This window comes from Dyella flava (genome assembly GCF_016904955.1).
GTDB lineage: Bacteria > Pseudomonadota > Gammaproteobacteria > Xanthomonadales > Rhodanobacteraceae > Dyella_B > Dyella_B flava.
Genome location: NZ_JADIKE010000028.1, coordinates 143,333 through 168,690 on the forward strand (window position 1 = coordinate 143,333; position 25,358 = coordinate 168,690).

30 protein-coding genes are annotated in these 25,358 nt (G+C 58.0%); 24 read left to right on the forward strand and 6 right to left on the reverse strand.

The annotated features are described in order from the left end of the window. Positions 1 to 183 precede the first annotated feature (183 nt). From ISP19_RS04750 to ISP19_RS04760, 3 genes are all read right to left on the reverse strand, one after another. Complete coding sequence (locus ISP19_RS04750; RefSeq protein ID WP_204680196.1) at positions 184 to 882, reverse strand: HAD family hydrolase; 699 nt, start codon at positions 880 to 882, stop codon at positions 184 to 186. A gap of 90 nt (positions 883 to 972) precedes the next feature. Continuing rightward, on the reverse strand, positions 973 to 2,367 hold the full coding sequence (locus ISP19_RS04755; protein ID WP_204680197.1) for a substrate-binding domain-containing protein: 1,395 nt from the start codon (positions 2,365 to 2,367) through the stop codon (positions 973 to 975). A 202-nt stretch (positions 2,368 to 2,569) separates the two neighbouring features. Beyond that, positions 2,570 to 3,943, reverse strand: coding sequence for a Do family serine endopeptidase (locus tag ISP19_RS04760; RefSeq protein WP_204680198.1), 1,374 nt, complete (start codon positions 3,941 to 3,943; stop codon positions 2,570 to 2,572). A 360-nt stretch (positions 3,944 to 4,303) separates the two neighbouring features. Here ISP19_RS04760 and ISP19_RS04765 point away from each other — a divergent pair, with 360 nt between their 5' ends. The 21 genes from ISP19_RS04765 (at position 4,304) to ISP19_RS04860 (ending at position 19,927) form a co-directional block, all read left to right on the forward strand. After that, positions 4,304 to 6,451 carry an adenosylcobalamin-dependent ribonucleoside-diphosphate reductase gene (locus ISP19_RS04765; RefSeq protein ID WP_204680199.1) on the forward strand — a complete coding sequence of 716 codons (2,148 nt, stop codon included), beginning with the start codon at positions 4,304 to 4,306 and terminating at the stop codon, positions 6,449 to 6,451. A gap of 96 nt (positions 6,452 to 6,547) precedes the next feature. Next, on the forward strand, positions 6,548 to 7,033 hold the full coding sequence (locus ISP19_RS04770; protein WP_204680200.1) for a histidine biosynthesis protein HisIE: 486 nt from the start codon (positions 6,548 to 6,550) through the stop codon (positions 7,031 to 7,033). A 200-nt stretch (positions 7,034 to 7,233) separates the two neighbouring features. After that, positions 7,234 to 7,965, forward strand: a complete 732-nt coding sequence (locus ISP19_RS04775; protein ID WP_204680201.1) for a TSCPD domain-containing protein — start codon at positions 7,234 to 7,236, stop codon at positions 7,963 to 7,965. Between the two features lie 92 nt (positions 7,966 to 8,057). Continuing rightward, positions 8,058 to 8,954, forward strand: coding sequence for a DUF4747 family protein (locus tag ISP19_RS04780; RefSeq protein WP_204680202.1), 897 nt, complete (start codon positions 8,058 to 8,060; stop codon positions 8,952 to 8,954). A gap of 8 nt (positions 8,955 to 8,962) precedes the next feature. Further along, a complete protein-coding gene (locus tag ISP19_RS04785) occupies positions 8,963 to 9,430 on the forward strand; it encodes a hypothetical protein (protein WP_204680203.1) in 468 nt (155 codons plus the stop codon). A gap of 115 nt (positions 9,431 to 9,545) precedes the next feature. Beyond that, positions 9,546 to 9,998, forward strand: coding sequence for a hypothetical protein (locus tag ISP19_RS04790; protein ID WP_204680204.1), 453 nt, complete (start codon positions 9,546 to 9,548; stop codon positions 9,996 to 9,998). Between the two features lie 24 nt (positions 9,999 to 10,022). After that, the gene (locus ISP19_RS04795; protein ID WP_204680205.1) at positions 10,023 to 10,283 is read left to right on the forward strand and encodes a hypothetical protein; all 261 of its coding nucleotides are present in this window, start codon (positions 10,023 to 10,025) and stop codon (positions 10,281 to 10,283) included. A 185-nt stretch (positions 10,284 to 10,468) separates the two neighbouring features. Then, on the forward strand, positions 10,469 to 10,735 hold the full coding sequence (locus tag ISP19_RS21605) for an SEC-C metal-binding domain-containing protein (RefSeq protein WP_204680206.1): 267 nt from the start codon (positions 10,469 to 10,471) through the stop codon (positions 10,733 to 10,735). A gap of 249 nt (positions 10,736 to 10,984) precedes the next feature. After that, positions 10,985 to 11,260 carry a hypothetical protein gene (locus tag ISP19_RS04805; protein WP_204680207.1) on the forward strand — a complete coding sequence of 92 codons (276 nt, stop codon included), beginning with the start codon at positions 10,985 to 10,987 and terminating at the stop codon, positions 11,258 to 11,260. Between the two features lie 244 nt (positions 11,261 to 11,504). Continuing rightward, entirely contained in the window at positions 11,505 to 12,449 is a 945-nt protein-coding gene (locus ISP19_RS04810; RefSeq protein WP_204680208.1) for a hypothetical protein, read from the forward strand. Next, a complete protein-coding gene (locus ISP19_RS04815; RefSeq protein ID WP_204680209.1) occupies positions 12,446 to 13,015 on the forward strand; it encodes a hypothetical protein in 570 nt (189 codons plus the stop codon). Before ISP19_RS04810 ends, ISP19_RS04815 begins: the two co-directional genes overlap by 4 nt. A gap of 173 nt (positions 13,016 to 13,188) precedes the next feature. After that, the gene (locus tag ISP19_RS04820) at positions 13,189 to 13,485 is read left to right on the forward strand and encodes a hypothetical protein (RefSeq protein ID WP_204680210.1); all 297 of its coding nucleotides are present in this window, start codon (positions 13,189 to 13,191) and stop codon (positions 13,483 to 13,485) included. Positions 13,486 to 13,603: 118 nt separating this feature from the next. Further along, positions 13,604 to 14,140, forward strand: a complete 537-nt coding sequence (locus tag ISP19_RS04825; RefSeq protein ID WP_204680211.1) for an SRPBCC family protein — start codon at positions 13,604 to 13,606, stop codon at positions 14,138 to 14,140. A gap of 274 nt (positions 14,141 to 14,414) precedes the next feature. Then, the gene (locus ISP19_RS04830; protein ID WP_204680212.1) at positions 14,415 to 15,110 is read left to right on the forward strand and encodes a hypothetical protein; all 696 of its coding nucleotides are present in this window, start codon (positions 14,415 to 14,417) and stop codon (positions 15,108 to 15,110) included. Positions 15,111 to 15,348: 238 nt separating this feature from the next. Then, positions 15,349 to 15,990: a DUF6348 family protein gene (locus tag ISP19_RS04835; RefSeq protein ID WP_204680213.1), complete on the forward strand. Its 642-nt coding sequence runs from the start codon at positions 15,349 to 15,351 to the stop codon at positions 15,988 to 15,990. Between the two features lie 150 nt (positions 15,991 to 16,140). Next, on the forward strand, positions 16,141 to 16,638 hold the full coding sequence (locus ISP19_RS04840; RefSeq protein ID WP_204680214.1) for a hypothetical protein: 498 nt from the start codon (positions 16,141 to 16,143) through the stop codon (positions 16,636 to 16,638). 90 nt (positions 16,639 to 16,728) lie between these two features. Then, positions 16,729 to 16,953 (forward strand): Imm32 family immunity protein, encoded by a 225-nt coding sequence (locus ISP19_RS21610; protein ID WP_425489214.1) that lies wholly within the window; start codon positions 16,729 to 16,731, stop codon positions 16,951 to 16,953. Between the two features lie 105 nt (positions 16,954 to 17,058). Continuing rightward, positions 17,059 to 17,847, forward strand: coding sequence for a nucleotidyltransferase domain-containing protein (locus ISP19_RS04845; protein WP_204680215.1), 789 nt, complete (start codon positions 17,059 to 17,061; stop codon positions 17,845 to 17,847). A 139-nt stretch (positions 17,848 to 17,986) separates the two neighbouring features. Beyond that, on the forward strand, positions 17,987 to 18,700 hold the full coding sequence (locus ISP19_RS04850) for a glutathione S-transferase family protein (protein WP_204680216.1): 714 nt from the start codon (positions 17,987 to 17,989) through the stop codon (positions 18,698 to 18,700). Between the two features lie 353 nt (positions 18,701 to 19,053). Beyond that, positions 19,054 to 19,404, forward strand: a complete 351-nt coding sequence (locus tag ISP19_RS04855; protein ID WP_239556519.1) for a hypothetical protein — start codon at positions 19,054 to 19,056, stop codon at positions 19,402 to 19,404. Between the two features lie 127 nt (positions 19,405 to 19,531). After that, on the forward strand, positions 19,532 to 19,927 hold the full coding sequence (locus tag ISP19_RS04860) for a hypothetical protein (RefSeq protein WP_204680218.1): 396 nt from the start codon (positions 19,532 to 19,534) through the stop codon (positions 19,925 to 19,927). A 24-nt stretch (positions 19,928 to 19,951) separates the two neighbouring features. Here the strand turns inward: ISP19_RS04860 and ISP19_RS04865 are convergent, their stop codons facing one another. The 3 genes from ISP19_RS04865 to ISP19_RS04875 are packed head-to-tail and all read right to left on the reverse strand — an operon-like array spanning position 19,952 to position 21,859. Continuing rightward, positions 19,952 to 20,617: a DUF3313 domain-containing protein gene (locus ISP19_RS04865; protein ID WP_204680219.1), complete on the reverse strand. Its 666-nt coding sequence runs from the start codon at positions 20,615 to 20,617 to the stop codon at positions 19,952 to 19,954. 18 nt (positions 20,618 to 20,635) lie between these two features. Continuing rightward, on the reverse strand, positions 20,636 to 20,965 hold the full coding sequence (locus ISP19_RS04870) for a hypothetical protein (protein WP_204680220.1): 330 nt from the start codon (positions 20,963 to 20,965) through the stop codon (positions 20,636 to 20,638). A 60-nt stretch (positions 20,966 to 21,025) separates the two neighbouring features. Further along, positions 21,026 to 21,859 carry a sterol desaturase family protein gene (locus ISP19_RS04875; protein WP_239556521.1) on the reverse strand — a complete coding sequence of 278 codons (834 nt, stop codon included), beginning with the start codon at positions 21,857 to 21,859 and terminating at the stop codon, positions 21,026 to 21,028. A gap of 295 nt (positions 21,860 to 22,154) precedes the next feature. On the opposite strand from ISP19_RS04875, the gene ISP19_RS04880 reads away from it, so the two are divergent. The 3 genes from ISP19_RS04880 (at position 22,155) to ISP19_RS04890 (ending at position 24,623) form a co-directional block, all read left to right on the forward strand. Beyond that, complete coding sequence (locus ISP19_RS04880) at positions 22,155 to 22,877, forward strand: response regulator (RefSeq protein ID WP_284384672.1); 723 nt, start codon at positions 22,155 to 22,157, stop codon at positions 22,875 to 22,877. After that, positions 22,870 to 24,204, forward strand: coding sequence for an ATP-binding protein (locus tag ISP19_RS04885; protein WP_204680222.1), 1,335 nt, complete (start codon positions 22,870 to 22,872; stop codon positions 24,202 to 24,204). The genes ISP19_RS04880 and ISP19_RS04885 overlap by 8 nt, the downstream gene beginning before the upstream one ends. Before the next feature lie 206 nt (positions 24,205 to 24,410). Then, entirely contained in the window at positions 24,411 to 24,623 is a 213-nt protein-coding gene (locus ISP19_RS04890) for an EF-hand domain-containing protein (RefSeq protein ID WP_239556523.1), read from the forward strand. The last annotated feature ends 735 nt before the right edge of the window (positions 24,624 to 25,358 follow it).

Sequence of the window (25,358 nt, forward strand, 5' to 3'; positions counted from 1 at the left end):
CGTGGTTATTGACCACACATGATGCGCGTTTTTCGGGGGGTGATCAAAATCGAGCCAGCCATACGCACGCCGCGCAGGTTGGTAGGTTGGGTTAGGTTGGGTTAGCGCAGCGTAACCCAACGGAATTCGGTCGAAGCGATAAACACCGTTGGCTTACGCTGCGCTAACCCAACCTACCCCAACCTACGGCTGGCCTTGGGTGTCCACCCAATCCACCAGGGCCGTCAGGTCCCGCAGATTCAGATCCGGTGCGGCACCCAGGGCACCCGGCCACGGATGCCCGGCACGATTGATCCACGCGGTACGCAAGCCCGCGTCGCGTGCGCCGGCCACATCCAGCTCCGGATCGTCGCCGACATGCAGGATGTTTTCCGGGGCAACGCCCAGTCGCTCGGCCGCGGCCAGGAAGATCTTGGCCTCCGGCTTGGCGGAGCCGACATCGCGCGCGGCAATCTGATACAAAAAATGCCGGTGCAGGCCGATACGTTCCAGATCGGCGTTGCCGTTGGTCAGGCTGGCGACCGGCCACATCGCGCGCAGGCGCTCAAGGGCCGGCAACGCATCCGGGTACAGCTCCACGCTGTTGCGTGCCGTGGCGTAGATCTCCCACAGCGTATCCAGTGGCGCGTCGGCAATGCCGCAGGCATCGAACGCCTTCTGCATGGTGATGTAGCGCTGTGCGGTGAAGTCATGCGCCAGGTCGAGTCGCTCGGCGGCGACGCGCGCGCGCAGTTCACGCATGGCGGGGATCGGCCACGCACGAGCAACTTGCGGAAAGTGCTGGCGCAGATAGCTGTCCAGATCGCGGTCCGCCCGCTCCAGGGCCGGCAACACCGGCCATAGCGTATCGTCGAGATCGAGGGTGATAGCGAGGATGCGCATGGTGCGTAGCGAGTGCTCAGGGGCGAGGGGGTAAGAGTGGCCTACGGCTCGCACAGCTTTGACTCGTTCCTCGCCGTTTTCCGCGTGCTATCAGCGCGCTTCAATGCGCAGCACCTGGCCGGTGCGGACGGTGTTGTCCTTCAGGTGATTCCAGCTGCGGATCTCCGCCACATCGACGCCGTGCTTGCGTGCGATCGAGTACAGCGTTTCGCCCGCAGCGACACGATAGGTACGCGCCGGCGCGGCCTTGGTGACCTTGGCGAGCTTCTTCATGTCGGCCTTTTTATCGGCGACGATGGCGCTCTTGCGCGCCGCTTTCGCCGGCGCCTTCGCGATGACCTTGCCGTAGCTCACAAAAGCTTCCGCCGTGACCTTGGCGAAATCCGTGCCGTGCGTGGCGGCCATGCTAAACGCATCGCCACGCACGCCCTTCAGGCTGGTTGTTTCCTGAGCGACCGTGGCGTTACCCGATACATTCTTCAGGTTCGGCGTAGCGGCCACAACGGTGCGCGACGCAGTGGCGGCGCTGGCAGGCGTCACGACCGGGCGCGCGGGCGCGGCGGCGGCAGCAACCTGGGTCGGCTCCGCACTGGCGTGCGCGCCCACGTCAGCCAGGATGCGGCTGCGGCGTGAATCGTCCATCGCGATCAGCGTGCTGCCATCGGAGTAGGGCAGCAGGTCATGCGAGCGCAGCACGGCGACGCCCTTCGGGCTCTGCGTGAAATCGACAAACGCTTTTGCCGCGGCGGCGTTCGGGCTGCTCGGATTGGTCACCAGATACAGCTGGGTAAACAGCGGATAGCTACCGTTTGCCACCGTGGCCGTGCTGGGAGCCACGCCTTCGATGCGCAGCATCTTGATCTTCGGATTGCCCGCCACGCTCGACAGCGTCGTCACGCCGAACGCGCGCGGATCAAGCTCCACCGATGCTTCCAACTGCGTGGTGTTTACATACAGACGCGGCGCTGCCACCGGCTGGCTGCCGCGGCCGAACAGCAGCTTGCGCAGGCTGAACTCCACGCCATCGCCTGGGCTCGCCACCGCGAACACATCCATCGGCGCATCGTTGCCGCCGACCTGATTCCAGTTGGTGATCTTGCCGTAGTAGATGTCATGCACCTGCTTCAGCGTCAGGCTGCTCACCGGATTGGAAGGGCTGGTCACCAGCACCAGGCCATCCCATGCCACCGGCGTAAAGGTCAGGCCGCTATCCGTCGCGCTGCCCGAGCTGGGGCGTGCACTACCGGCGATATCGGCGGCGCCGCTGGCCACCGCATCCAGACCCGACGCGGTGTTGAACGGCTGCAGCTCGATCGTGCCGTGACCGGTCGCTTGCCAGGCTTTCACCATGCCCTTGACCACACCATTGCCCGTGACGACGTCACCGCGCCATGTCAGTGACTGCGTGGCCGCAGCGAGCACCACGGAGGAGATACCGGCGCTGATCAGGGCGGCGGCGAGCAGGCGGGTAAGGCGGACTGGCATAGGAGGACACAACCTACATAGGGGAATTAATGCGAGTGTGCCGTGCACCGCAAGCACTTGCAGTGACGGGGTTGCTGTATTTCAGCGGCCCGGAGGCAAAACATCAAGCAAAAACATCAAGCGCGTTCATATATTTGCGTCAAACACTTGATTGAGACGGAACGGTTTGTAAGTGATTTCAGACACGTTCCGTCCCAAACTCTTACTGAATTACGACGTAGTTGAGCCCATCATCCGTCGCCACCAATAACACCAGCTGACGTGGCCGGGCTCCCGCAAGCCCCTGCAAATCCCGCAGATTTGTAATGCGTCGATTGCCGACGCCTACGATCACGTCACCGTTGGACAGTCCCGCCTGTGCGGCACGACTACCTGGATTGACGGATGCCGCCGTCACACCAGATAGGCCCTGGCTGACTTGCTGATCGCTCAGATCACTGAACGTAACACCAACCAGGCGTGGATCGAGTCGACCACCATCCAGCGTGGCGAGCTTTTCCGGTGCGAGCTGCGCGGTGATCTGCCGCGTATTGCCATTGCGCAGCACCGTCAGATTCACCGTGCTGTTGGCCGGCAGCAGACCCTCGGCATTGTTGAGCTGATCGGAGCTCTGCAGCGACGTGCCATTGATTGCAGTCACCACATCGCCCACCTGCAAGCCGGCGCGATCGGCCGGAGAACCGGGCAGCACGCGCGTGACCACCGCACCGTTGTTGTCCTTCAAGCCAAGCAGCCTGGCGATATTCGGCGTGATGTCCTGCGTCTGCGCGCCGAGGTTGCCGCGGCTCACTTTGCCCTTGGTGATCAACTGCCCCATCACGTTGCTGGCGATCTTGGTGGGAATCGCGAAACCGATACCGACATTGCCGCCCGACGGCGACAGGATCATCGTATTGATGCCGATCAGCTCACCGCGCAGATTCACCAGCGCGCCACCCGAATTGCCCGGATTGATCGACGCATCGGTCTGGATCATGTTCTGGAAACTCGATCCACCCAGACCCGAGCGCCCCAGCGCAGAGACGATGCCCGACGTCACCGTCTGGCCCAATCCAAACGGATCGCCCACCGCCACCACAAAATCACCCACGCGCAGCGTGGAAGAGTCGGCGATCGGCAACGCCTCCAGATGATCGGCGTTGATCTTCACCACCGCCACGTCGGTCGCCGGATCGGCACCGACCAGCGTGCCTTTGAAATTGCGCCCGTCCTGCAGCGTCACGGTGATGTCGTCAGCACCACCCACCACATGATTATTAGTGAGGATGTAGCCCTTGGCCGCATCCACGATCACACCCGAGCCCAGGCTCTGCTCCACCTGCTCGCGCGGCGAGCCGTTCAGGCCGAAAAACTGCCGGAATACCGGATCGTCAAAAAACGGATTGCTGACCCGCACCCGCGTCTTGGTGGAGATATTCACCACCGCTGGCGTCACTTTCTGAAGCATCGGCGCCAGCGAGGGCAGGGGTTGGCCATCGACCACCGGTGGCAGCGTGGCATGCGCGCAAATCGGCAGTGCGGCGACCGAAGCGATGGCAAAAGCAGACACAAGGCTGCGCAGAAAACGACGGTGCATGAAGTCTCCTAGTGACAATCAAATCCGGCTTCTTCGACTCGATGCCTCATAGGCGGTTCCCGATAAACGAGAACGGCGTACCACTTTACATCGACCGGTCGCAGGGGTAACGTTCGCCTACAATCGCAACCACAACATCTTGTGTGCAGGTGCCGGCCGATGACCTAATGCTGGTACCTGGACGGGCAACGTCAGCAGGGGGCTGCCGAAGTTCGCAGAAACAACGCCAGGCCTGGGTCATGCGCGGGGCGTGGACCAGGGCTCGACCGGATCGACACCGGTCAACTGACGCCGCCACATCCACTTATAAAGAAAGAAACCAACGGGGCCGTGAGGCTATACCGGGAGGTCAGGAAGCCGATGAGCACCTTGCGTGCAACAACCATAGGTCTCGATGCCGCTGCCATTCCTCTGCAGCCTGCATCGCAGGACATCTGGGACAAAAAATACCGCCTGCGCACCAAGACAGGCGAACCGGTCGATGGCTCCATCGACGAGACCTGGCAGCGCGTCGCGCGCGCCCTGTCCGAAGTGGAAGCCACACCGGAACTGCGCGAGCACTGGTTCGAGCGTTTTCTGTGGGCGCTGCGCCGTGGCGCCATTCCTGCGGGTCGCATCACCTCCAACGCCGGCGCGCTGGAACACAAGCCCGCCACCTCGACCATCAACTGCACCGTGTCCGGCACCATCCGCGACTCGATGGACAACATCCTGGAGAAGGTGCACGAAGCGGGCCTCACCCTGAAGGCCGGCTGCGGCATCGGTTACGAATTCAGCACGCTGCGTCCGCGCGGCGCGTACGTATCCGGCGCGGGCGCGTACACCAGCGGCCCGCTGTCCTTCATGGATATCTACGACAAGATGTGCTTCACCGTCTCCTCGGCCGGTGGCCGTCGCGGTGCGCAGATGGGCACGTTCGATGTCAGCCATCCCGACGTAAAGGAATTCATCCGCGCCAAGCGCGAGAACGGCCGCCTGCGCCAGTTCAACCTCTCGCTGCTGATCACCGACGGCTTCATGCAGGCCGTCGAGCATGATCAGGATTGGCCGCTGGTGTTCCCGGTACACGTCAAGGAAAAGGACGAACTCGACCTCAACGACGCCAGCAAGGTCGTCTGGCGCGAGTGGCCCACCCACGAAAACTACATCGAGCGCGAAGACGGCCTGGTCGCCTGCAAAATCTACGGCCACATCCGCGCGCGTCACCTGTGGGACATGATCATGGTCTCGACGTACGACTACGCCGAGCCCGGGTTCATCCTCATCGACAAGGTGAACGAGATGAACAATAACTGGTGGTGCGAGCACATCCGCGCTACCAACCCATGTGGTGAGCAGCCGCTTCCGCCGTACGGCTCCTGCCTGCTCGGCTCGGTCAACCTCACCACCTTCGTACGCGATCCGTTCGGCCCCAAGGCACGCTTCGACTGGGACGAATACCGCGAAGTCGTGAAGATCTTCACCCGCATGCTCGACAATGTGGTGGAGATCAACGGCTTGCCGCTGGAACAGCAGCGCAACGAAATCCTCTCCAAGCGCCGTCACGGTATGGGTTTCCTGGGCCTGGGCAGCACGCTCACCATGCTCAAGATGCGCTACGGCAGCGCCGAAGCGGTGGCCTTCACCGAAGACGTCTCGCGTGAAATGGCCGTCGCCGGCTGGGAAATGGCGCTAGACCTGGCCAAGGAAAAAGGCCCGGCTCCGCTGCTCACCAAAAACTACACCGTCACCGGCGACATGCTGCGCAAGCGTCCGGAAATGGCCGAAGACGGCTACAAGGTCGGCGACCTTATTCCCGGCCGCGTACTGCACGCCAAATACAGCCGCTATATGCAGCGCGTGGCATCGGTAGCGCCCAATCTTGTTAAGGAGCTGGCCGAAGTCGGCGCACGCTTCACCCACCACACCTCCATCGCGCCCACCGGCACCATCTCGCTGTCACTGGCCAACAACGCCAGCAACGGCATCGAGCCCAGCTTCGCCCATCACTACTCGCGCAACGTGATCCGCGAAGGCCGCAAGACCAAGGAGAAGGTGGAGGTCTACAGCTTCGAGCTGCTCGCCTACCGCGCCCTGATCAACGCCGAGGCGCTGCCATTCAGCGACGACGCCAAGACCAAGCTGCCCGAATATTTCGTCGCGGCCGACGACATCACGCCCAAAGAACACGTCGACATCCAGGCGGCCTCGCAGTTGTGGGTGGATTCGTCCATCTCCAAGACCGCCAACGTACCCACCGACTACCCATACGAAGACTTCAAAGACATCTACTTCTACGCCTATAAACAGGGCCTCAAGGGCTGCACCACCTTCCGCTTCAACCCCGCCGCATTCCAGGGCGTGCTGGTCAAAGAAGCGGACCTGGAGAACACCCTCTACCGCTTCGAATTGGAAGACGGTAGCGTTGTGGAGCTGAAAGGCAACGAAGAAGTGGAGTACGACGGAGAGATGCACACCGCTGCCAATCTGTTCGACGCCTTGAAGGAAGGCTATTACGGAAAATTTTAGTTGTGGCATGTAACGCGAATTCGCGCTACGTTTTTGCTCACACCGTAATAGACTTACGGCAAGTTCCATAACAAACGACCGGAGGGGAATACCCGCATGTCTATCGATACTGAGTTTGAAGTTCATCAAGAAGAACTGCTTGTACCGGTTGCGCCGGCCAGCGAAGAAGCTGCCGCCGCACCGAAAAAGGCTCGCCGCAAGCGCGCAGCCAAGAAGGCCGCTGCCCCGGCCAAGAAGTCGGCCAAGAAGGCCGTGAAGAAAGCCGCCAAGAAGGGCGCCGCAAAGAAGGCAACCAAGAAGGCCGCCAAGAAGGTTGCTAAGAAAGCAACCAAGAAGGCCGCCAAGAAAGTCGCCAAGAAGGCGAGCAAGAAAGCCAGCAAGGCCGTGAAGAAGACGGCCCGCAAAGCTGCAAAGAAGGTCAGCAGCAAAAAGACGGCTAAGAAAGCCGCCGGTAAGAAGACGGCCAAAAAGGCCGCCAGCAAGAAAACCGCCAAAAAAGCGGTCAAGAGGTCCACTGCCAGCAAGAAGGCAGGCCGTAAAGCGACCAAGCGCGTCGCCAAGAAGGCCGCCCGCAAGAAGTAAGCAATAAGCATCCGGCCCGGCGCGAGTCGGGCCGGATTTTTATTTGCCGCTTTTCCCAGTCGCAAACGCCAGCCCGCTTTCCCCCTCTCCCCTCCGGGGAGAGGGCTGGGGTGAGGGGCCAACCTCGCGACAGCAGTCAGCAACGAGCCACACCCCCAGAACGCATCACCAAGCGCCCGCGACACCTCAGGAGTTTCCAAATGACGATCAAGATCGAAAAGAAGATCAAAGGCTACGAGGTCGTCAAACCCGAGGACAAAACCGCGCCCGCCACCGCACCGGCCGCCGAACCCAAAGAAGCGCCCATCGCGGAAGTCATCCAGATGCACGAGAGCCTGGAGCGCCCCGAGGCGCTGATCGGCTCCACCTTCAAGATCAAATCCCCGCTGTTCGAACACGCCCTGTACGTCACCATCAACGACATCGTGCTCAACGCCGGCACCCCCTACGAGCAGCGCCGCCCCTTCGAGATCTTCATCAACTCGAAGAACATGGACCACTTCCAGTGGATCGTCGCGCTCACCCGCATCCTCTCCGCCGTCTTCCGCAAAGGCGGCGACGTCACCTTCATCGTCGAAGAACTCAAGGCCGTGTTCGACCCCCGCGGCGGCTACTTCAAGGCCGGCGGCGTCTACATGCCCAGCATCGTCGCCGAGATCGGTGCGGTGATCGAGCAGCACATGAAGAACATCGGCCTCATCCACGACCCCGAGATGACCGACGCCCAGCGCGCCCTGATCGCCGAAAAGCGCGCTGCCTACGAAAACGCCGCGCAAAAAAAAACTGAGCTGAGCCCCACCGATGCCGACACCAACGATTCGGCCGGCTTTCCGCCGGGGGCGACGTTGTGTGCCAAGTGCAACACCAAGGCTTTGGTGTTGATGGATGGGTGTCAGACTTGTTTGAATTGTGGGTATTCGAAGTGTGGTTGATTCAAAGCTTGTGCGTTATTTGAGAGAACGGGACGGCGAAAGCACGTCCCGTTTTTTTTACTTCTAAATTTATTCACAACGACGGACGGACTATGAGCAAGGACGGAATTTATTACGCGGGCCGAGTGTTGAAGTTGGGTTCATTGCATCAACGGGCACTGATGGAGGCTATACGTAAGCCTGCCTCCATTAAATATCGGGAAAATGCGTGGACGTTTACCGATGTTGTAGAAAGCAGCCCGCCTGGACTTTATATATTCGGTCGTCTGAGTAAGTATGCCCCAGAAGGCGAGGTTGGGGTTGTCGACGAAGCGTCTAAGTCAGAGAAAAAAAGGTCTGAGCCAAATCTTCTGGTGGCATCAAGTCCGTTTATCTATATTCCAGATCATTCCGGGATAGCTTTTTTAAATGTATCTGGCTCCATTGAGCCATGGATATTTTCGCGTCGTTTTTCGCAAATTATTGAAAAAACTTACGATGATTTCTTTGTTGATTGCGAAATAAAGTTCGTCACTGATTTAAAAACTTTTTCGAATAAAATCTCTTCTCTCGATGGTATTTATAAAATCGAAGCAAGAATCTCACCTCCGAATCCACTTTTTGGACCGCTCTGGAAGAGGTTGGAGGAATACTTGCGCGGGAGAAATGTTGATAGGATGACTCTAGTTGAGGACGCGCCTCTAAAGCGTCTACTTAAAACGGAACTTCCGACGCTTGTTAAAGAGGCGTCGGAGCAAACGTCAGAGAAGCCTTTTGACCCGGGGCATTTGATTTCTATAGGGGACGCCGCGGTGCTGATGGCTGCGGACGGGTATGGTCTAGGGAAGATAACGGGAAGAAATGGAGGTGAGACGGTTGTTATAAAAACCTCCGAGACTTCCATTAATTTTACCTTCTCTAAGACTCCAGAGCCCTATGAACTATATATTCGAGCACTGGAGATCTTTAATAAGATTAAGGAGGATCGCCATATGGAGCACGGTCAATGAGGCGTCTAATGTGGCTTCTTTTTGCTGTATTTGTATCGCCAGAATTTCTTCTTTCTCTAATTTTGTATGGTTTTTATTTCTTTTTCCCGTCGACCTTCGATGTGTTAGGTCGTCACTTGGTAAGTGACAAGGAGGTCTGGAAGTACTTGCCTACCTTGCCGAGCGCATTGGCTGCGTATGCATTTAGTATGTCTTTTAAGATACGTGCGCCATCGAAGGAGAGGTTAAGGAAAATTCTTTACGAATGGCCTCTTTATAATTTGTTGGTTGACAGGGTGTATGTCGGTATCCTTTACGCCGTTTTATGTTTTGTTTTGAGTCTGTTTTTGTGGATATTGGGGGAGGGGCTCGGTAGCTCGATTTCCGCCCTTCTTTTTTTAGAGGCAACAGCCGTTTCAGGGGTTTCAGCGCTAACCATGCATGAGGCCGCCCAGAAGTTACCTGAGATTCTCATTAAATATTGCGATTTGAAGTAACGGTAACAAGGGCCGGGTTGTAAAAGCCGAGGTGTGGTACAGAGCGCCCTGCTATCGTTGCTAACGGGAAATCACCTTGTCTCCTTTTCTGCTATCAGTTAAGCCAGGGGGAAAAATGGACTGGTTCGACGGATTCCTCGAGTTCTACGCTAGCGAACGCCGCAAGTTCGTCTTCACCTGGGCCTTGGCGAGCGCCGTCCTCCTGCTCTTCTGGATAATCCACGTCCTGCCATTTAGCTACGGCAGCGTGGCATCAAAAGGCACCGTCGTCGCACACCACTGCGCGAGCAAAGGCTTCCGCTACACCTATAGCTACGAGGTGGATGGACAAACTTATACCGCAGACACCCAATGGGGCGGCTGGGATGGCAACGGCTCGTGCCAGAGCCTGATGCCGGGTGTTGTCATTCCGATTACCTATCGCGCGGATGACCCGGCGCGGAGCATCACTGGGACGGTCCAATCCTGGGGCAAGATGCTGGTTTATTTTCTGATAGCCATCGCTGTGCTTTGCTTTGTCATCGTGCCGGTTCCTCTGTACATCAAAGAACTTCGTTCAAACAATTAAGGTGATTCGCAGGCCGTCGAAAAGATGAAGCCTTATCTCGCTGCCATGTTATTCGGGTTGCTGGCTTCAGCTGCCCTAGTGGTGGCGGGCTTTTGGGCGGCGACACAATTTGGTTTGCATTGGCTGAACGGGCTGATCTTTGGCCCGGGTGACATCCTGTTTTCTATCGCTCTACGAATAGGGCTGCTAGCGCCAGGGGAGCTTAGCCACCACATCTTTGTCGTGCTGGTTTCATTGCTGATCTGGACGCTTATCTTCGGGTTCTTTGCGCGTAGATTGAAGTAGGCGTGCGGATGCCCATGCGGTGTTGCGCTCGCCAGCACAGCATCCGATATGATGCGCCGGCCCGATATGCGGGCAAACAGGGAGCGTGTCATGTCTACCAATAACTTCAGCTTTCGAGCGCAGCAGTAAACGCCGCAAAGGCTTCCCCTCCGAACAACGCGTCAAGAAGGGCGTTCGCGTTGTTCATGGCAACAAGGAGTTGTTTCGAGAAACTCGGTCGAAACGATCCATGCCCCTGCGGTTCCGCGAGGTTGTTTCAAGAACTGCTGCATGCGCGGTGGTCGGTTCGACGGTGTGGAACGCCATCACTACGTGAGATAGGCAAGGGCGGCTTCGGCCGCCCTTCGTTTTTTAGGGATTGGTCCGAAACATTCTTTAGTACTTACACCACTGCGAGAAGTGCGCTGACTTGCAAAGTGCGTAATGTCCGCAAGCAGGCTAAAATCGATTGACTCATCTGTATTGACGACATAATTTCGAACTGTCGTTGCTAGTGCAGCGACCGGGTGTCAGAACCCGAAGTTCAACGCGCACAAGGCGCCGCAAGGCGCCTTTGTGTGTCGCACATTCGTCTATGGCGGACGTGTCGGGCAGGCGCAAGCCTGACCGGGCTCGTTGAACTCGGTTTCTGACTCCGGCACGTCCGCCACCCATCCCTCTATGGCGTGGCGGCTCCCTCCCTAACGGATACGGAGTTTCCGATGAGTCGTACCTCACGCGACGAATGGTTCGCCTTGCACACGCAGTATCTGGTTTCTTCCGACGCAAGCGATCACGGGCTGTTACTGGATTCGCAGACTTTCCTGGATAGTGCACACGGCGTCGCGCAGGCGCTAAGCGATGCGATGTCCATTGACCACTACATCAATCCCGACCGCATGTCGTCTGCGCTGAATGGCATCGCCCTGCTGATCGAGATGGGGCGGCGGTGCGTGGCCAACGCAGAGTTGCAGAGGATGGTGGATGGTTGTCATTAGGCGAGGAAAATAGGAAGGCGCTCTACAAAAGAGGGAGCAGGATTTTGCTCCCTCTTTTGTGGCCAGCCGTTAGACTTCTCCGCGCGGTAGCTTCCGCGTTATGCACGAGTAGTCGATCTCTGGGGGTCGTTCGATCGGCAAGGAAGTCATGGTGTCATTCGTCGACGTCCGGCTTCACGTAGAAGAACACCAGGCTTCGATGAGGCCAGTAACTTGATGCCATCAAGCGAGGAAAGGAAACCTCATGTTCACTTGCGGCAACCGCAATTGCCCGATCTGCTACCCCCGCGCTGAGCCGGCCCCACCTGAACGCACGCCTGAGCGAAAACCTGAGTGGCCCTATGATGAACAGTTGCGCTTGGTGAGTTGTGATAACAAGCCGGCTTGTAATCTTCCCTACTCGATTCTGCTGAGTTTTGGTGACAGTCTGTCTGGAGCAACGGACGGTGAAGGGCGTACCCAACGCATCGGTACAGAGCGTCCATGCAGCGTTATGGCTATCACCCTGACGCCGCCGCCAGTCGCCCGTGAGGTGGCGTGTTGTGCCGCGCAGGATAGAGACATGTCTTGGGAGCGCATTTACATCAAATCTGAAATCCACACCATTGCCACCACCAATGAGACCCATTTGGGCACTTCCGTTGCCAAAGTAGAGCTACCGGATGGCCGCAAGCGCCGTCTTAGCTGCGGCGAAATAGCCATGGCGCGTACGGTGTTCGGAAAGGGCGTGGATTACGAAAAGGTCTGGGTGCACCACGGCGGTTGGTGGCTTTTTATGGGTAAGCAGGACCCGAACACGGCTGTCACGCCCAATGGGGAGATGTATTACCCACATGCGATTTACCAGTACGACTTCGCATCTCCTGAAATTGATCCTAGGAACAGGGCCTTGTTCATGCATGAGATGGTGCATGTCTGGCAATACCAAATGGACTATGCCGTCAAGCGGCACGGTCTTACCGTCACCAGTCGTGGCGAGTCCGCCTATGCCTACCTCCTGACGCCCGACAGCCATCTGTGCGACTTCAATATGGAGCAGCAGGGCAACATCATGTCTGACTACTACATGATTTGCGTCTTGCAAAATCCAGCGAAGGCATTCAATCCGGGTAAGGATCCGGACTTATTGCGCAAAGTCATGGAGCCCTTTATCGCCAGTCCTCGCGACAAAAGGCATCTTTCCAGATGATCGATATATTTGGCATGAAACGCGGAGCCATCATCTTCTTGCTGCTTGCTGTGATGGGGGGCGATAACGCCAGCGCCACATCATTTTTGCCAAACCCGTTGCGCATTAGGCAAATCATGGATGTTCCGAGCGCCTGTTTGCCGCAGGGTGACGGTAAAAGTATCCAATTGAACCGCGCTTACGTCATGGAGAACTCGCTCTGGGGAGGTGCGGCTGAGCATCAATGGATCATTAAGCTGATCCCCGGTTCCGTACCGCTGACGTTGCATCCTGGTGAGTGTGTGGCCTTTGGCAAGCGCATTAGCGGCTATGAACAATATGACGGATTGAGGCTGCTTGACGTGGGTAAAACATACGTCTTTGTACTCGAACGCGGTGATCGTCCAAACGAACGTGTTAGCAGGAATTACGTCGGAGCATTCTGCGTTATGCGCTTATCTGATGGTCGTGTAGCCTATCTGCCCTACATTGATCACCCGGATGGCACGACAACGTATCCGGCTTGCGGTCGTCGCATTGGTGGACCGCCTGCACCCGATGGCGTTATTCCTCCAAACATGCAGTGAAGCCTTCGATCGGATAAGCAAAATCGAGGGGCCCACTCTACACATAAGGGGGCAGCACCTTGCCCCCTTTTTTGTGGCTAGCAGTCGGCCTATTCTGGGCGGAGAGCGTCGGCTTCCAACCCGAAAGCGGGCGCATCTGATCAGACATCGGCGGCGTCAAAAGGGGAGGGCAAATGGCCGTTGTCGGCTATGTCTTGGCCGGACTGTTTACCGCGCTATGGCTGACCGGTGCCGTCGCCCTGATCTGGGCCATGGTCTTCGCCATCCGCATGACCTTCCAGTTCAAGCAGGCGGGACTGGCTTACTCCCGCGCCACGCTGTGGAACCCCATGAACGCCGTGTTCCGGCCTGACCTGCTCAGCGAGGAAGGACAGAAATCCCGCCGGTTCGCCATTGCAGGATTTGTGGTCTTTCTTGCAGCCTGCGCGTGCATCGGTGGCTTGGCGTTGACGGCGAAGCTGTGGGGCTGAGCATGATCATCTTTAAAGTGCGAACGTAGTGCCTTGGGCGAGCCGACGACGGCTATCGATCCCCGGAGCCGCCGCTCAAGGTAGGAAACGATCACTGACTTAGAGAAGGAGTGGTGCCATGCGATTAAGCGTCCTGACCCTTTTAATAGCCGGCCTGACCGCAACCGCCGCCGCGCACGCCAGCGTCGTCACCGCTGAAGCCGGCGGCTTCCAGGTTAAAAGCACCCTCACCATCAACAGCACCCCGGACAAGGTCTACGAGGCCCTGTCCAACATCGGCCAGTGGTGGAACCTCGCACACAGCTATTCCGGCAAGGCCGCCAACCTGAGCCTGCAAACCCGCGCCGGCGGGTGCTTCTGCGAGAAGCTCGCGGACGGCGGCAGCGTCCAGCACATGGTGGTGATCTATGCCGACCCGAATCACGAGCTGCGCCTCAACGGCGCCCTCGGCCCGTTACAGACCGAAGCTGCCACCGGCGTGCTGATCCTCAGCCTCAAAGCCCAGGGCAACGCCACCGAGCTCACCGAGATCTACTCTGTCGGCGGCTGGACCAAGGGCGGCTGGGTTTCCTGGGCTTCGCCCGTGGATGCGGTGCTGCTCGATCAGATAACGCGGCTCAAGAATTACGTCGAAACCGGCAAGCCGACGAAGTAGATCGTTCCTGGGCAAGGCAAGGCGGCCTTTATGGCTTAGAGCTCCGCCTTTTCTGGGTTTAATAACTCGCGCGATTCGGTGATACATCCTGCGCCAAATGCGCAGAGGAATTTGGGTGGTTATCGTTTAGACGATAGCGGGTTTGTGCTTATGCTGATTCGTCGGAGCTAACAATGTCCTGGTTCACCCAAAGTAGACCAGCAAAAATTCGGTCTGATCCTTGCGCAGATAGGCACTCAGGTGTTCACGGATGTGGGTATGACAGGGGAATCGGATGGCTATAGATACATTCGGCAGCGCAAGGCTTTTATTTGCCTCGATGATGCTTCTTGCACTGTTTTCAGCTTCTGCGCATGCGGCTAAGCCAGTGTGTGTAGAAGGGTCGTCGCTCCCAAGTGATCCTCGTCTGGGGGTTCGGCCTACGCGAAGCGCACTATGCCCATATGATTTTGATGAGTTGGTTGAGCGAATTACTGAATTGAGTACCGATAAGCGTGCCATAGACAGTGTCGAGACAGTCCAAAGGGCATTCGGTATTCCCGAGATGACGACGACTTCAGACGACACCAGGATCTCGAACTACCTGATGAGCTTGTCAGGGACTGATGGATGGAAGCTGCTTGTCTGGGTGCGAGAGGCATTCTATCCAACGAATAAAGGGCCTGATCGATTTGTGCCGGGGCTTCGTCCGAAGCGCCTTTTTAGTGTCCGAAAAGCGACCTTGACTATAGACCTGGACTTTACTGGAAGACTGCAAGCGCAAGTTTCCCCGCAATGCATGGCTGTGACTGATTTAATTAAATCGCTCAAAGGTAAGGGATGGAAAGATGTCACCCTTTTAGGTTACGCCACCGATGGAGCTCTTCTCACACCGGCGTTCGAATTCGGCGATAAGTCAGTTGATCTATCGCAGCAACCTGGTGAATGCGCTGAAAACATAACCCTCAGGGAAACTCCGTCCAGGCATTGAATTGCCTTGATCGATTGTGGCTGGCCAGAAACTGGTAGAACGTGGTCGGGTGCACTCCTAACGTCAGAGATTTAATGGAACTGAACCCAGCCAGCTTTTCTTTTTTAATTCGCTGACATGGCTGGTCACGAGTGGATAAGAAAGTTCAATAGTGGCCGGTTCAACCCCTGCCCGTGGGCTGGGAGCAACGGCGCGTTTGTGAGACGCTATCAAGGCTTGCTACCCACGAGTTATTCCGATGAACGATCACACCCTGCAAACTGATTTGCTTCGCCTTTTCGCGCGCCATGACGTGGAGCTGGAACTGGACGAAGAGTGGCTGATGACGGATGGCGATTTTCCCGCTGTGCGCGCGAGTTGGAGTGAGGGGGGTGAAGGTGCGCCGGGTCGGCTGGATGTGGACGTAGTAATCAGTGAAGAGCGCCACATCGAGGAAAGCTTTGCCGGCAACGGACGTGGCGACGCCGGTGTGCGCGACGCGCTGAAAGCGTTCGAACGCAATGTCTTGCACGTGCTGTTGGCCGCATGCTGGTACGTCACCGACGATCGACGCATTCAACTGCAAAGCTGGGATCTCGGCGTGCGGACCTGGGATGTATTCGTCGGCCCCTTGACCTTCAGCCGTGATGGCTTGGCCGCGCCGGAAGGCTTGTTGCCGGCCCTGCACGATGCCCTGCGCAAAGAGTCATTGAGCGGCGAAATGCATTGGATTCGCCTGTTCCATCGCCGCGCCGATGACGGCTCGGTGGTTGCCGAGGCGTTGCTGGATAACCAGCCCTGGCCGGGCGGCGATCGCCTGCTGGGTCAGTTGAGCTGGCCGTCAGCGGAGCAGGGATATAGCGCGCGTTGCTTTATTGCGCTGGATATTCGGGATTACTAAGTCACACTTCATATTGAGGGCTTCTCTTGCCGTACGAAGAGCAGGGGCTAGCCCTCCGTCAGAGCGGAGACAGATTCACTTCTAGCTCTAGAGGTTTAATGGAAGTACTTGGCCCAGTTTTCACGAAAAGCGACATGCTGGAGGGAAATCATGGGCAAATTATTCTTATGCGCCATTTTGACGTGTTTGGTCAGCAGCGCTTTTGCTGACGATCCCATTGCACCACCTTCCAAGGTCACTGTGTGCTCGCCTTCAGGGGCATATTGCGCTACATCCGATCCTGGTACGCAGGAAACCACCCTTAGTCGCCGAGGTCTGCCTTCCCCATTGTGGAAAATTCCAGGCTCGTATGCATGGATACTTGTTGCCGATGATGGGCGTCGCATGATCATTGGTTACCCGGGACTCAATTTGATCCCCAAGGAAGCGGCAATGGATTCGGAGGTATTTCGTATCTATGGACCGACGGGTTTGGTGAAGTCCATTGTCCTGCGTGATATTTACCAAAGCAAAAGTCAGCTAACCGAGACGATATCGCATTACGAGTGGGAGAAAGGGGCTTACCTGGATGTTAAGGGGCATTTGGTGGTCGAACGCGAAGATGGTCGGAAAGTGGCTTTTGACCCGAGCACGGGAAATTGCATTTAGATAAGAAATGAGGTATTCGCGATGTCAGCTTTCGCAATCCGAAGTGGATGCCATGAGACACCATCATGAAGATTCCAAGCCGATGTTCGTATGAAGTTATACGGGTATAGGGAATGTTCACTCGGCCAACACGGGCCCGACTTGTTGATTGAGGTTACCGTGCAGGCTAGTCCGGAGGAAATAAGGGCTATTGCTAAGCTTCTCGCTGATATCGCAAATGAGATGGAGCGATCCGATTTCGACCATGTGCATCTTAACGATCGAATATCCATGCTTGAAAGCAGTCCTCGATTCATTGTGGCCAGGACGAGTTGATGAATGCCACTGTGTCCGCTTTCGATAGCGGACACAGTGGACGCAAAGACGATAACGAGTCTAAGGGGGCGGATATTGGTGTCCGGCCTTTGGGTGGCGAGGATCATGATTCCAGAGTCTGTACGATCCGAGATTAATAGGCGTATTGAACAGGCAGAAGCTCAGCACGGTGTTCGAGTGTTATTAGCGGTCGAGTCGGGAAGTCGTGCTTGGGGTTTTGAATCACCTAACAGCGATTACGACGCCCGGTTCATTTACGCGCATCCGAGAGATTGGTATCTGTCGGTTAGCCTTGAGGAGCAGCGAGATGTCATCGAATATGAGATCGTCGACGACATTGACTTGAATGGTTGGGATCTGCGAAAAGCGCTGAGGCTCTTCTGGAAATCTAATCCGGCGTTTGTCGAATGGATTCAGTCTCCAATCACTTATCGAAGTCTTGGTCCCTTTCGCGAAAGGGTTTTGGAGCTTCTGCCGTCGGTCTACTCGTGTGAGAGTGGTGTCTATCACTATCGAAGCATGGCCAAGAGGAATTATCGCGGATATCTAAGAGCGGAGATGGTTCCTTTGAAGAAATATTTCTACGTTCTGAGGCCGCTTCTAGCTGTCCGCTGGCTTGAACGCTACGGCACCGCTGCGCCAATTGAGTTCCAGAAACTGCTGCATCTGGTTGGGGGTAATTCCGCACTTTTGGCCGACATACATGAGCTGCTGGAAAAGAAAAGGGCGGCTCCAGAAATGGGGCTCGAACCCCCGGTTACATCCATTCACTCATTTATTGAGGGCGAACTTGAACGCTTAGAGAAGTCTGTTCCGTCCAAGTCCTATGGTTCATCGGCTGTCGAGAGCCTCGGCGACATTTTTCGTCGATGTGTGGCGGAGGCATGGTCCTAAAAACAGTCGCATGTAAAGTGCTCTTGAGTGGGCGTTCCCGCTTTCCATTAACCGATATGGAGGCTAGAGTTCGTATGAGCGGGTCAGCGAGCAGTTGCCTAATGCGGCAAGATGCATTGAACGGACGAGGTCTCGCATCATGAACAGGCCCATCCTCTACTCCTACCCGGAGCTGTGCGGCGTCGCGGACAACAATCCATTTGGCCTGAAGGTCTATGCCTTCATGCGCCTATGCGGCATTCCCTTCGAGCACAGGCACATCCTCGATACGAAGATGGCCCCGCGCGGGCAGTTGCCTTACCTGATCGATGGGGACAAGAGCGTCGGGGACAGCGACGCCATCATTGCCTATCTCAAGAGCCGCTACGGGTTGTCGATCGACGAAGGTCTTTCCGATGCGCAGCGTAATCTCGACTACTTGCTGCGCCGGACCCTGGATGACCTGTATTGGTCCATGAGCTATTCCAGATGGAAGGACGAACGTTACTGGCCGTCGTTTCGCCACCTCGTTCTTTCTACTCATCCGGGGATCACAGAAAGCGATATGGCCGCCGCGCACGACTACAACGAGCAGCGGTACTACTACCAAGGCATCGGGCGGTACGAACCGGAGCAGGTCTACGAGCGAGGTATCGCTGACCTGAGGGTTGTCAGCGACCTGCTCGGGCAAGGCCCCTTCATGTTCGGTGCATCACCGCGTTCCATCGACGCGGCCATTTATGGCTTTGTCGCGAACATTTACTTCTACGACATCCGTACGCCACTAAGGCAGTTTGTCCTCGATCGACCGAACCTGGTGAACCACTGTGAGTCGATGCACGCGAGGATTAGCGGTCCTTCGGATCATGCGTGAGGCATGCTCGTACATGCATGGTTTCCGCCGGGCCCGTCAAAGCCTGACGGCCTAGGAAAGCTAGGCTAAAGCGCGCATGGGCGGAAAACCTGCCTGAATTGCCGCTAACACGGGCACCGCCAGCGTGCGTTTTGGCAAACACGAAGGCCGGGTTTGCGCGAACCTAAATTCGCCAGCTCACCGACGAATGGCTTGAAAGATACGCCGCACACGTCAACCGCCAACAGGTTCCCGTCCCCCAGCGTAAGTCATCCATCCCGAAAGTGGCCGTGCGGTCGCATTGGCACGCAGAGAACGCGTGTCCAGGCGCCGCGATACCCGCCAACTTATCGAACATGCGAGGAACGATGCTTATGAACACCATGCGTTACAAACTGATCGCCTTCGGCTTGGTGGCCGCCCTTGCCAGCACCGCCGCCTCGGCCCAGGTCTACCCCGTCTATGACCCCGGTCACGGGCGCATCAACCAGGTGAATCAGCGGCTGGCCAATCAGCAGAACCGTATCTATGCGGGTATCGCCGACGGGCAGATCAATCCCATGCAGGCCTTCCGTGACGAGCGGCAGGACGCCAACATCGCTTCCCGCGAAATGCGCGATGAGGCGATGCACGGTGGTCATCTCACCGCGCAGGAACAGCAGCACCTCAACCGGTCGTTGAACAACGACAGCAATCGCATTCACTACCAGCGCAACGGCTACTGATCGCATGCGTCATCATGGCGAGAGCGGCCCGGTTCCCCCGGGCCGTTTGTTTTGAGGCCTGGTCTGTGCTGGATGTTGCCCCTGGAACAGCGCAGACTGGAGCCGCCAAAGCAGGGGAGGGGTTGCCATGCGAGCGGTCGTGCGAGTCGCCCTCATCGTTACGTTGGTGCTCAATCTTGCGGGCTGTTACGACGTCATCAAAACGCCCGAGATAGCGACCGCGTCTGTCTACGGTCCCGGCATTTCCGGCGGATCGCTAAGCCCGGGGGAAGTGGCGCAGCTGTCGAGTTGGCTGAGAGCACACGACGCGGGTTGGCGGCCATTGATGGAAACGGCTCCCGCACCGATCACCCTGGCCATTGCCATACGCGGACCCACCGGCCGGCAAAGCTTCTTGCAGTTGTTCGAGGCAAAGGATGGCACGGCGATGGCATACCTCAAGGAGCCCATTCCAGCGCGGACACTTCAGCGTTATGTGTCGGCACCGGATGTGGCAGCCCTCAGGGCGGCGGTGGGGCATTAAGGGCATAGCCGGCCACCCGCCTCGTCACTCAAGCTGCGTCAACAAGGTCTTGGCGCCTTTCTCGATACCGGTTTCGGCGGCACTCAAGGCACCCAGGCTGGCGGGGATGTTTTCAGCCGCCGGGTACTGTTTCGCGACAAACGCCCGCAGCAACCGATTGCTTTGACTGTCGTAGATTTCCACGGCATACGAGACCGATCCAAGCGTTCTGGACGGTTTGTCGGCGGCACTCTTTAGTGTACCGAGTACCGCGCCAATCGGCAGGACCTGCTTGACCGTGCTCACCACCGGCACGCTGGCGGAAGCACCGGTCAGGGTGAGATGAATCCGCAGGGTGTCGGGACCGGGCACCGATGTCAGCACGTACTTCTGCCCGAGTGTCTGGCCGAATTGCGCCTGCATGTAATCGGCGAGCTGCTGCCGCTCGGCGGCGCTCAACTTGCCGAACTGCTGATCTTCGCCACCGTAGACCGTTACTGCATCGAGGATCACTTGGGTGTACCGGGGCAGCTGCGCATCCGGTGCCGCGTAATAGAACGGGACGTGTTTGTTTTGGCCCTGCGGGTTCGGAGCCAGCTGTGCGGTGGAATCCAGGCTTCTATATTGAACCGGGGCGGTGGCCGCGCAGCCGGCCATGGCAACCACGCAAAGCACGGGCAGCAAGCACTGCAATACATTTCTCTTGATCATGGTCGGTTCCATCCCTGCTTACGGCACGTAATACGCAGTGGGCACATACACCACGCGCGGCGGGGGATACACGGTGACTACGGGTGCGGCATATACCATGCGGACCAGCGGTGGCGGCGGCGGAACCGCGGCAACGGTTATGGTCGAGGCACGGCCGGTCACTACGACACCGGTATAGCAACAAGGTGCGGGGTGGATGCCGTAGTAGGGGCCGGTGGTATGCACAGTGGTGACGGCATAGCCCGGCGCGGACGAATAGGTGACGACGGCGGCGGCGTGCGCGGATGGCAAATAGGCGCCGATGCCAACGGCAAGCAAGCTTGCCAGTAAGTAAGGTGTCTTGTTCATGATGAGGAGTCTCGTGGGAAGGGGAACACCACGCGGCATCGCCGCGATGGATAAGCAGAGCTACGGACGACCCAGCGCGATGCGTGCGGCGGCGTACCAGTTGGGTGCGCGTCGAAGATCGCTCAGCAGGCGGCGCCATTCGCCGAACACCAGGCCGATCGGGTTGTTGGTGTCAAGCGGGTGGTCAAGGCCATAGCGCAAGGGCTCGTCTTTGCGTTCGGCGGCGAAGGTGCCGAACATCCGGTCGAAAATGATCAAGGCACCGCCGTAGTTCTTGTCGATATACGGCGCATTCGAGGCGTGATGAATGCGGTGGTGCGCAGGTGTATTGAGAATCCATTCCAGTGGACCGAGGTTGATCCGCGCTTCGGTATGCAGGAAGAACTGGAAGCGCAGATCCAGCGCCAGCAGAATGATCACCATGCGCGGGTCGAAGCCCAGCCACATCACCGGCAAATACACCAGCCAACCGGCAGAGATCAGGTTCGTCCAGCCCAGGCGAATGGCCGAGAGCAAGTTCATCTCTTCCGGCGTGTGATGCACGGCGTGATTGGCCCACAGCCAGCGCACTTCATGGCTAAAGCGGTGGTACCAGTAGTAGGCGAACTCCACGACGAAGAAGCCTATGACCCAGACGCGCCAGTCATGCATCGAGAAATGCCATGGCGCAAAATGCCAAACCAATGCAAACACCGGCGCGAGAATCAGCGCGGTCAGGGCGTCGGTAAGGGTGTGGCCCAGGGCAATGACCAGCGTGCTGCCTGCGCTAAGAAAGTTGTAACCCTTTTCGATCACCGGCAGACGCCACAGCATTTCGACCACCACCGTGATCAAGGCAAACGGCAGAAATCCGGGGATATGAACCGAGTGGGCGTGATGAAGGATGTGCGACATGACGGGACTCTTAGTGGGAACGGTTGAGCGCTGGAGGTCTTGCGCCTGATCAACAGCTTGGTCCCGACTCGTAACTTGGCGATGTCTGCCGCGGCCAACTTTGTAACAGGGTGTTACATCGCCCAAGTGCTTGTTCTTAATGGGGAAGGTGGCGCCCCATGGGGCAGCCCGCAGTGCCCGGGGCGATGGCGGTACGGCCTGGCGCGATGGCTATTTACATGGGACCGTCACGGCCTGTGTCGCGGCAGGCGGGTGGCATAATGGCCGCGCCGTAGCACTGACGAGGAGCAGGTCCGTGAACGAGCGTCCTCCGCGCATCATCGTGCTGGACGACGATGCCGAAATACGCAACATGCTGCGCCGCTACCTGACCGATAACGGTTTCCAGGTGCAGGCCATCGACAGCGCCGAGCAGCTTGATCGTCTATTGCAGCGCGAGCCGTTCGATGCCCTGGTGCTGGACTTGATGATGCCGGGCGAAGATGGGCTTTCGATCTGCCGCCGCTTGCGGGCGAACGGGCATACCATTCCGATTCTTATGCTCACCGCGCGTGGCGATTCCGTCGATCGCATTATCGGCCTGGAAATGGGCGCGGACGATTACCTGCCAAAGACGTCCGATCCGCGTGAGCTGATCGCGCGGCTGAATGCGATGCGCCGCCGCCAGCACATGCTGCACAGCGCGGAGGTGTGGGGTAACGACGAAGTCACCGAGTTCGGCCCGTTCACGCTCAACATTTCGCGCATGGAGCTGCAGCGTGATGGTGCATCTATCCCGCTTACCAACATGGAATTCCAATTGTTGCGTGTCTTTGCCGCCAACCCGCGCCGGCCGATGAGCCGCGATCACCTGCAGGACAAGGTAAAGGGCCGGGATCACGAGGCCATGGACCGTAGCCTGGACGTGCAGATCTCGCGCCTGCGCCGCAAGATCGAAGACAACCCGGCTGCACCGTGTTATATCCGCACGGTGTGGGGCGTCGGCTATGTGTTCACGCCGGAAGGCGGCGATGCTTAAGCTGCGCCTGTGGCCACATTCGCTGTTCGGCCGTAACCTGCTGCTGTTGCTGGGACTTATCGCGATCGCGCAGATGTCCACGATCGCGCTCTATCTATTGCTGCAGCGACCCCGGGTCATGGAGGTGGCGCAACTGGTCGCCACCCAGGTGAACATCCTCAATGCGGCGCTATCACAGGTGCCTGCGACGGACCGCGACGCCTACGTGGAACGCTTGAACCGCGCCGGTTTGCTCAGCGCCCAGCTCGCCGAACCACCGCCCGACATCGTTGATTACGGCACGCCATTGGCGAATTTGTTCGTTCGTGAAGTACGGCGGAATCTGGCCAAAGGCATCACCCTGCGCCTGACCAGCATGCCGCGCCGGAGCATCTGGGTGCACCTGGACATCAGTGACGTGCATTACTGGATCAAGCTTCCGCTCAACGCGTTGCTTCCTTATCGCTGGCTCACTTCCGCGCTGGTCTTGTGGTTTTGCCTGGTGCTATCGGCCGCGCTCGGCGCCCTGTTGATCCAACGGCACATCAATCGCCCGCTGCGCGCCATCGCCGATGCCGCGCAGAACGTCGGTGCCGGCGGGCGGCCGGCGCGCTTGCCAACCTCGCATGCCAGCGAACTGGCGATCGTGGCGAAACGCTTCAATGCCATGCTGGATAACCTGGAAGAGATGGAGGCGACCCGCACCGTCATGCTCGCCGGCATTTCGCACGACATCCGCTCGCCACTGGCCAAGTTGCGGCTCATGCTGGCGATGGACAAGCACGCCAGCGAACTACCCGTGGGCCAGTACATCGACCAGATCGACGCCATCATCGGCCAATTTATCGACTTCGGCCGTGTCAGCAGCGACGAGCAAATCGTTGACGGCGAATTGAACGTACTGGTGGAGCAGGTGGCCAGCGGATTTGCCGAGCGAGGCCATCCTTTCGTGTTAAAGCTCGATCCGCTGCCGACATGGCCATTCCGGCCGATTGCCATGATGCGCCTGGTGCAGAACCTGATGGAGAACGCCGTGAAATACGCCGGGATCGGCCTGGAGGTACGGACTTACATGGAGCACGACAGCATGGTGCTGGCCGTGCTCGACGGCGGTCCCGGCCTGCCGGAAGGCGATGAAACGCGCTTGCTGCAGCCGTTCACGCGGGGCGACATCGGACGCTCCAACGTCAGCGGTTCGGGGCTCGGACTGGCAATTGTCGATCGCGTTGCGCGCCTGCACGGCGGCCGGCTGCAATTGATCCGCCGCCAACCCACGGGCGTCGAAGTACGCGTGGTGTTCTCGCTCGCCACGTCGACGGCCGACACGGCACCCACGGCGTTGTCATGACCTGAAACATTTCGGGTCACGCAAGCAATATTCACCCAACATCTCGCCCTTAGCATGCCTTTCGTCGGCCGACCTCCCTGGCCGGCGCGGCCCAATCCGCGGCCGCCCCTCTTCGATACAGGTACATGTTTATGCGTAAGACTTATTCCATTTTTCTAACGGTGTTGCTGTTGCCCGCCATCGCAGTCGCAGCGCCGCAAACTTCCATGAATTCTCCGCGCGCGCAGCAAATGATGCGGATGCTGGAGCAGCGGTTCGATGCTGCCGATACCAACCACGACGGCAAACTGACCCTGGCCGAGGCTCAGGCCGGCATGCCACGTGTCGCGCAGCACTTTGCTGATATCGACACGAATCACCAGGGCTATATCACGCTCGACCAGATCAAGGCCTTCATGGCCAGCCGCGCCGGCGGTTGAGCGCAATATGCACGTTTATTAGCACGTTTTTTCGGCAAGACGGCATCAGTACCCCCGACACTCCCCACGACTCGGTGTCGTCTTGCCACCTTTTATGTCCACCTGCACATCATGCGGGTGGTTTTTTGTGGCGGAATAAAGGTCGGCACAAAAACGCCGGAGTTCACGCTCCGGCGTTTTTCGCGTAACCGCACAGTCAGTGACGGGAATTCGATGGGTCGCTCCAGTCTGCGAGGCATCGACTGACGATGCGAGCGACGCCAGTGATAAATGCCACTGCGAATAAGGAGGGGTATGCCCATCCTGGCCGTCATGGCCATGATCCATACCTGACACTGAGGTATCGCCACTTATTCGCCGTTTGAACAAGGGGATATGTGTTGCAAAACAGATCAGTCTTGCGTGCCGTCATTTCCGCGAAAGCGGAGGCGCCTTACAACAGCGAAGCTGGTCAACCCATCTTGCTCTTGCTCTTAAAGCAACATGGATTCCCGCTTTCGCGGGATGTTTGAAAAACCCTTTCCGCATACCGCATCCATGCCGAGCGAACGCCCAAAAGGTCAGAAAGAAGGATTCATGAAGTTCCTCGTGGCCACCTTGTCGGTGGCCACGGTGATCAAGCAACTTGATCTGCCGCTCGTGCCATGTTCCAAGCCATCAAGGTGAGCAAGGTGCCCACCGTGTTACGTGCCAAGCCGCAGTAACGCATCCGCATCAACCCATACGATCGCTTCA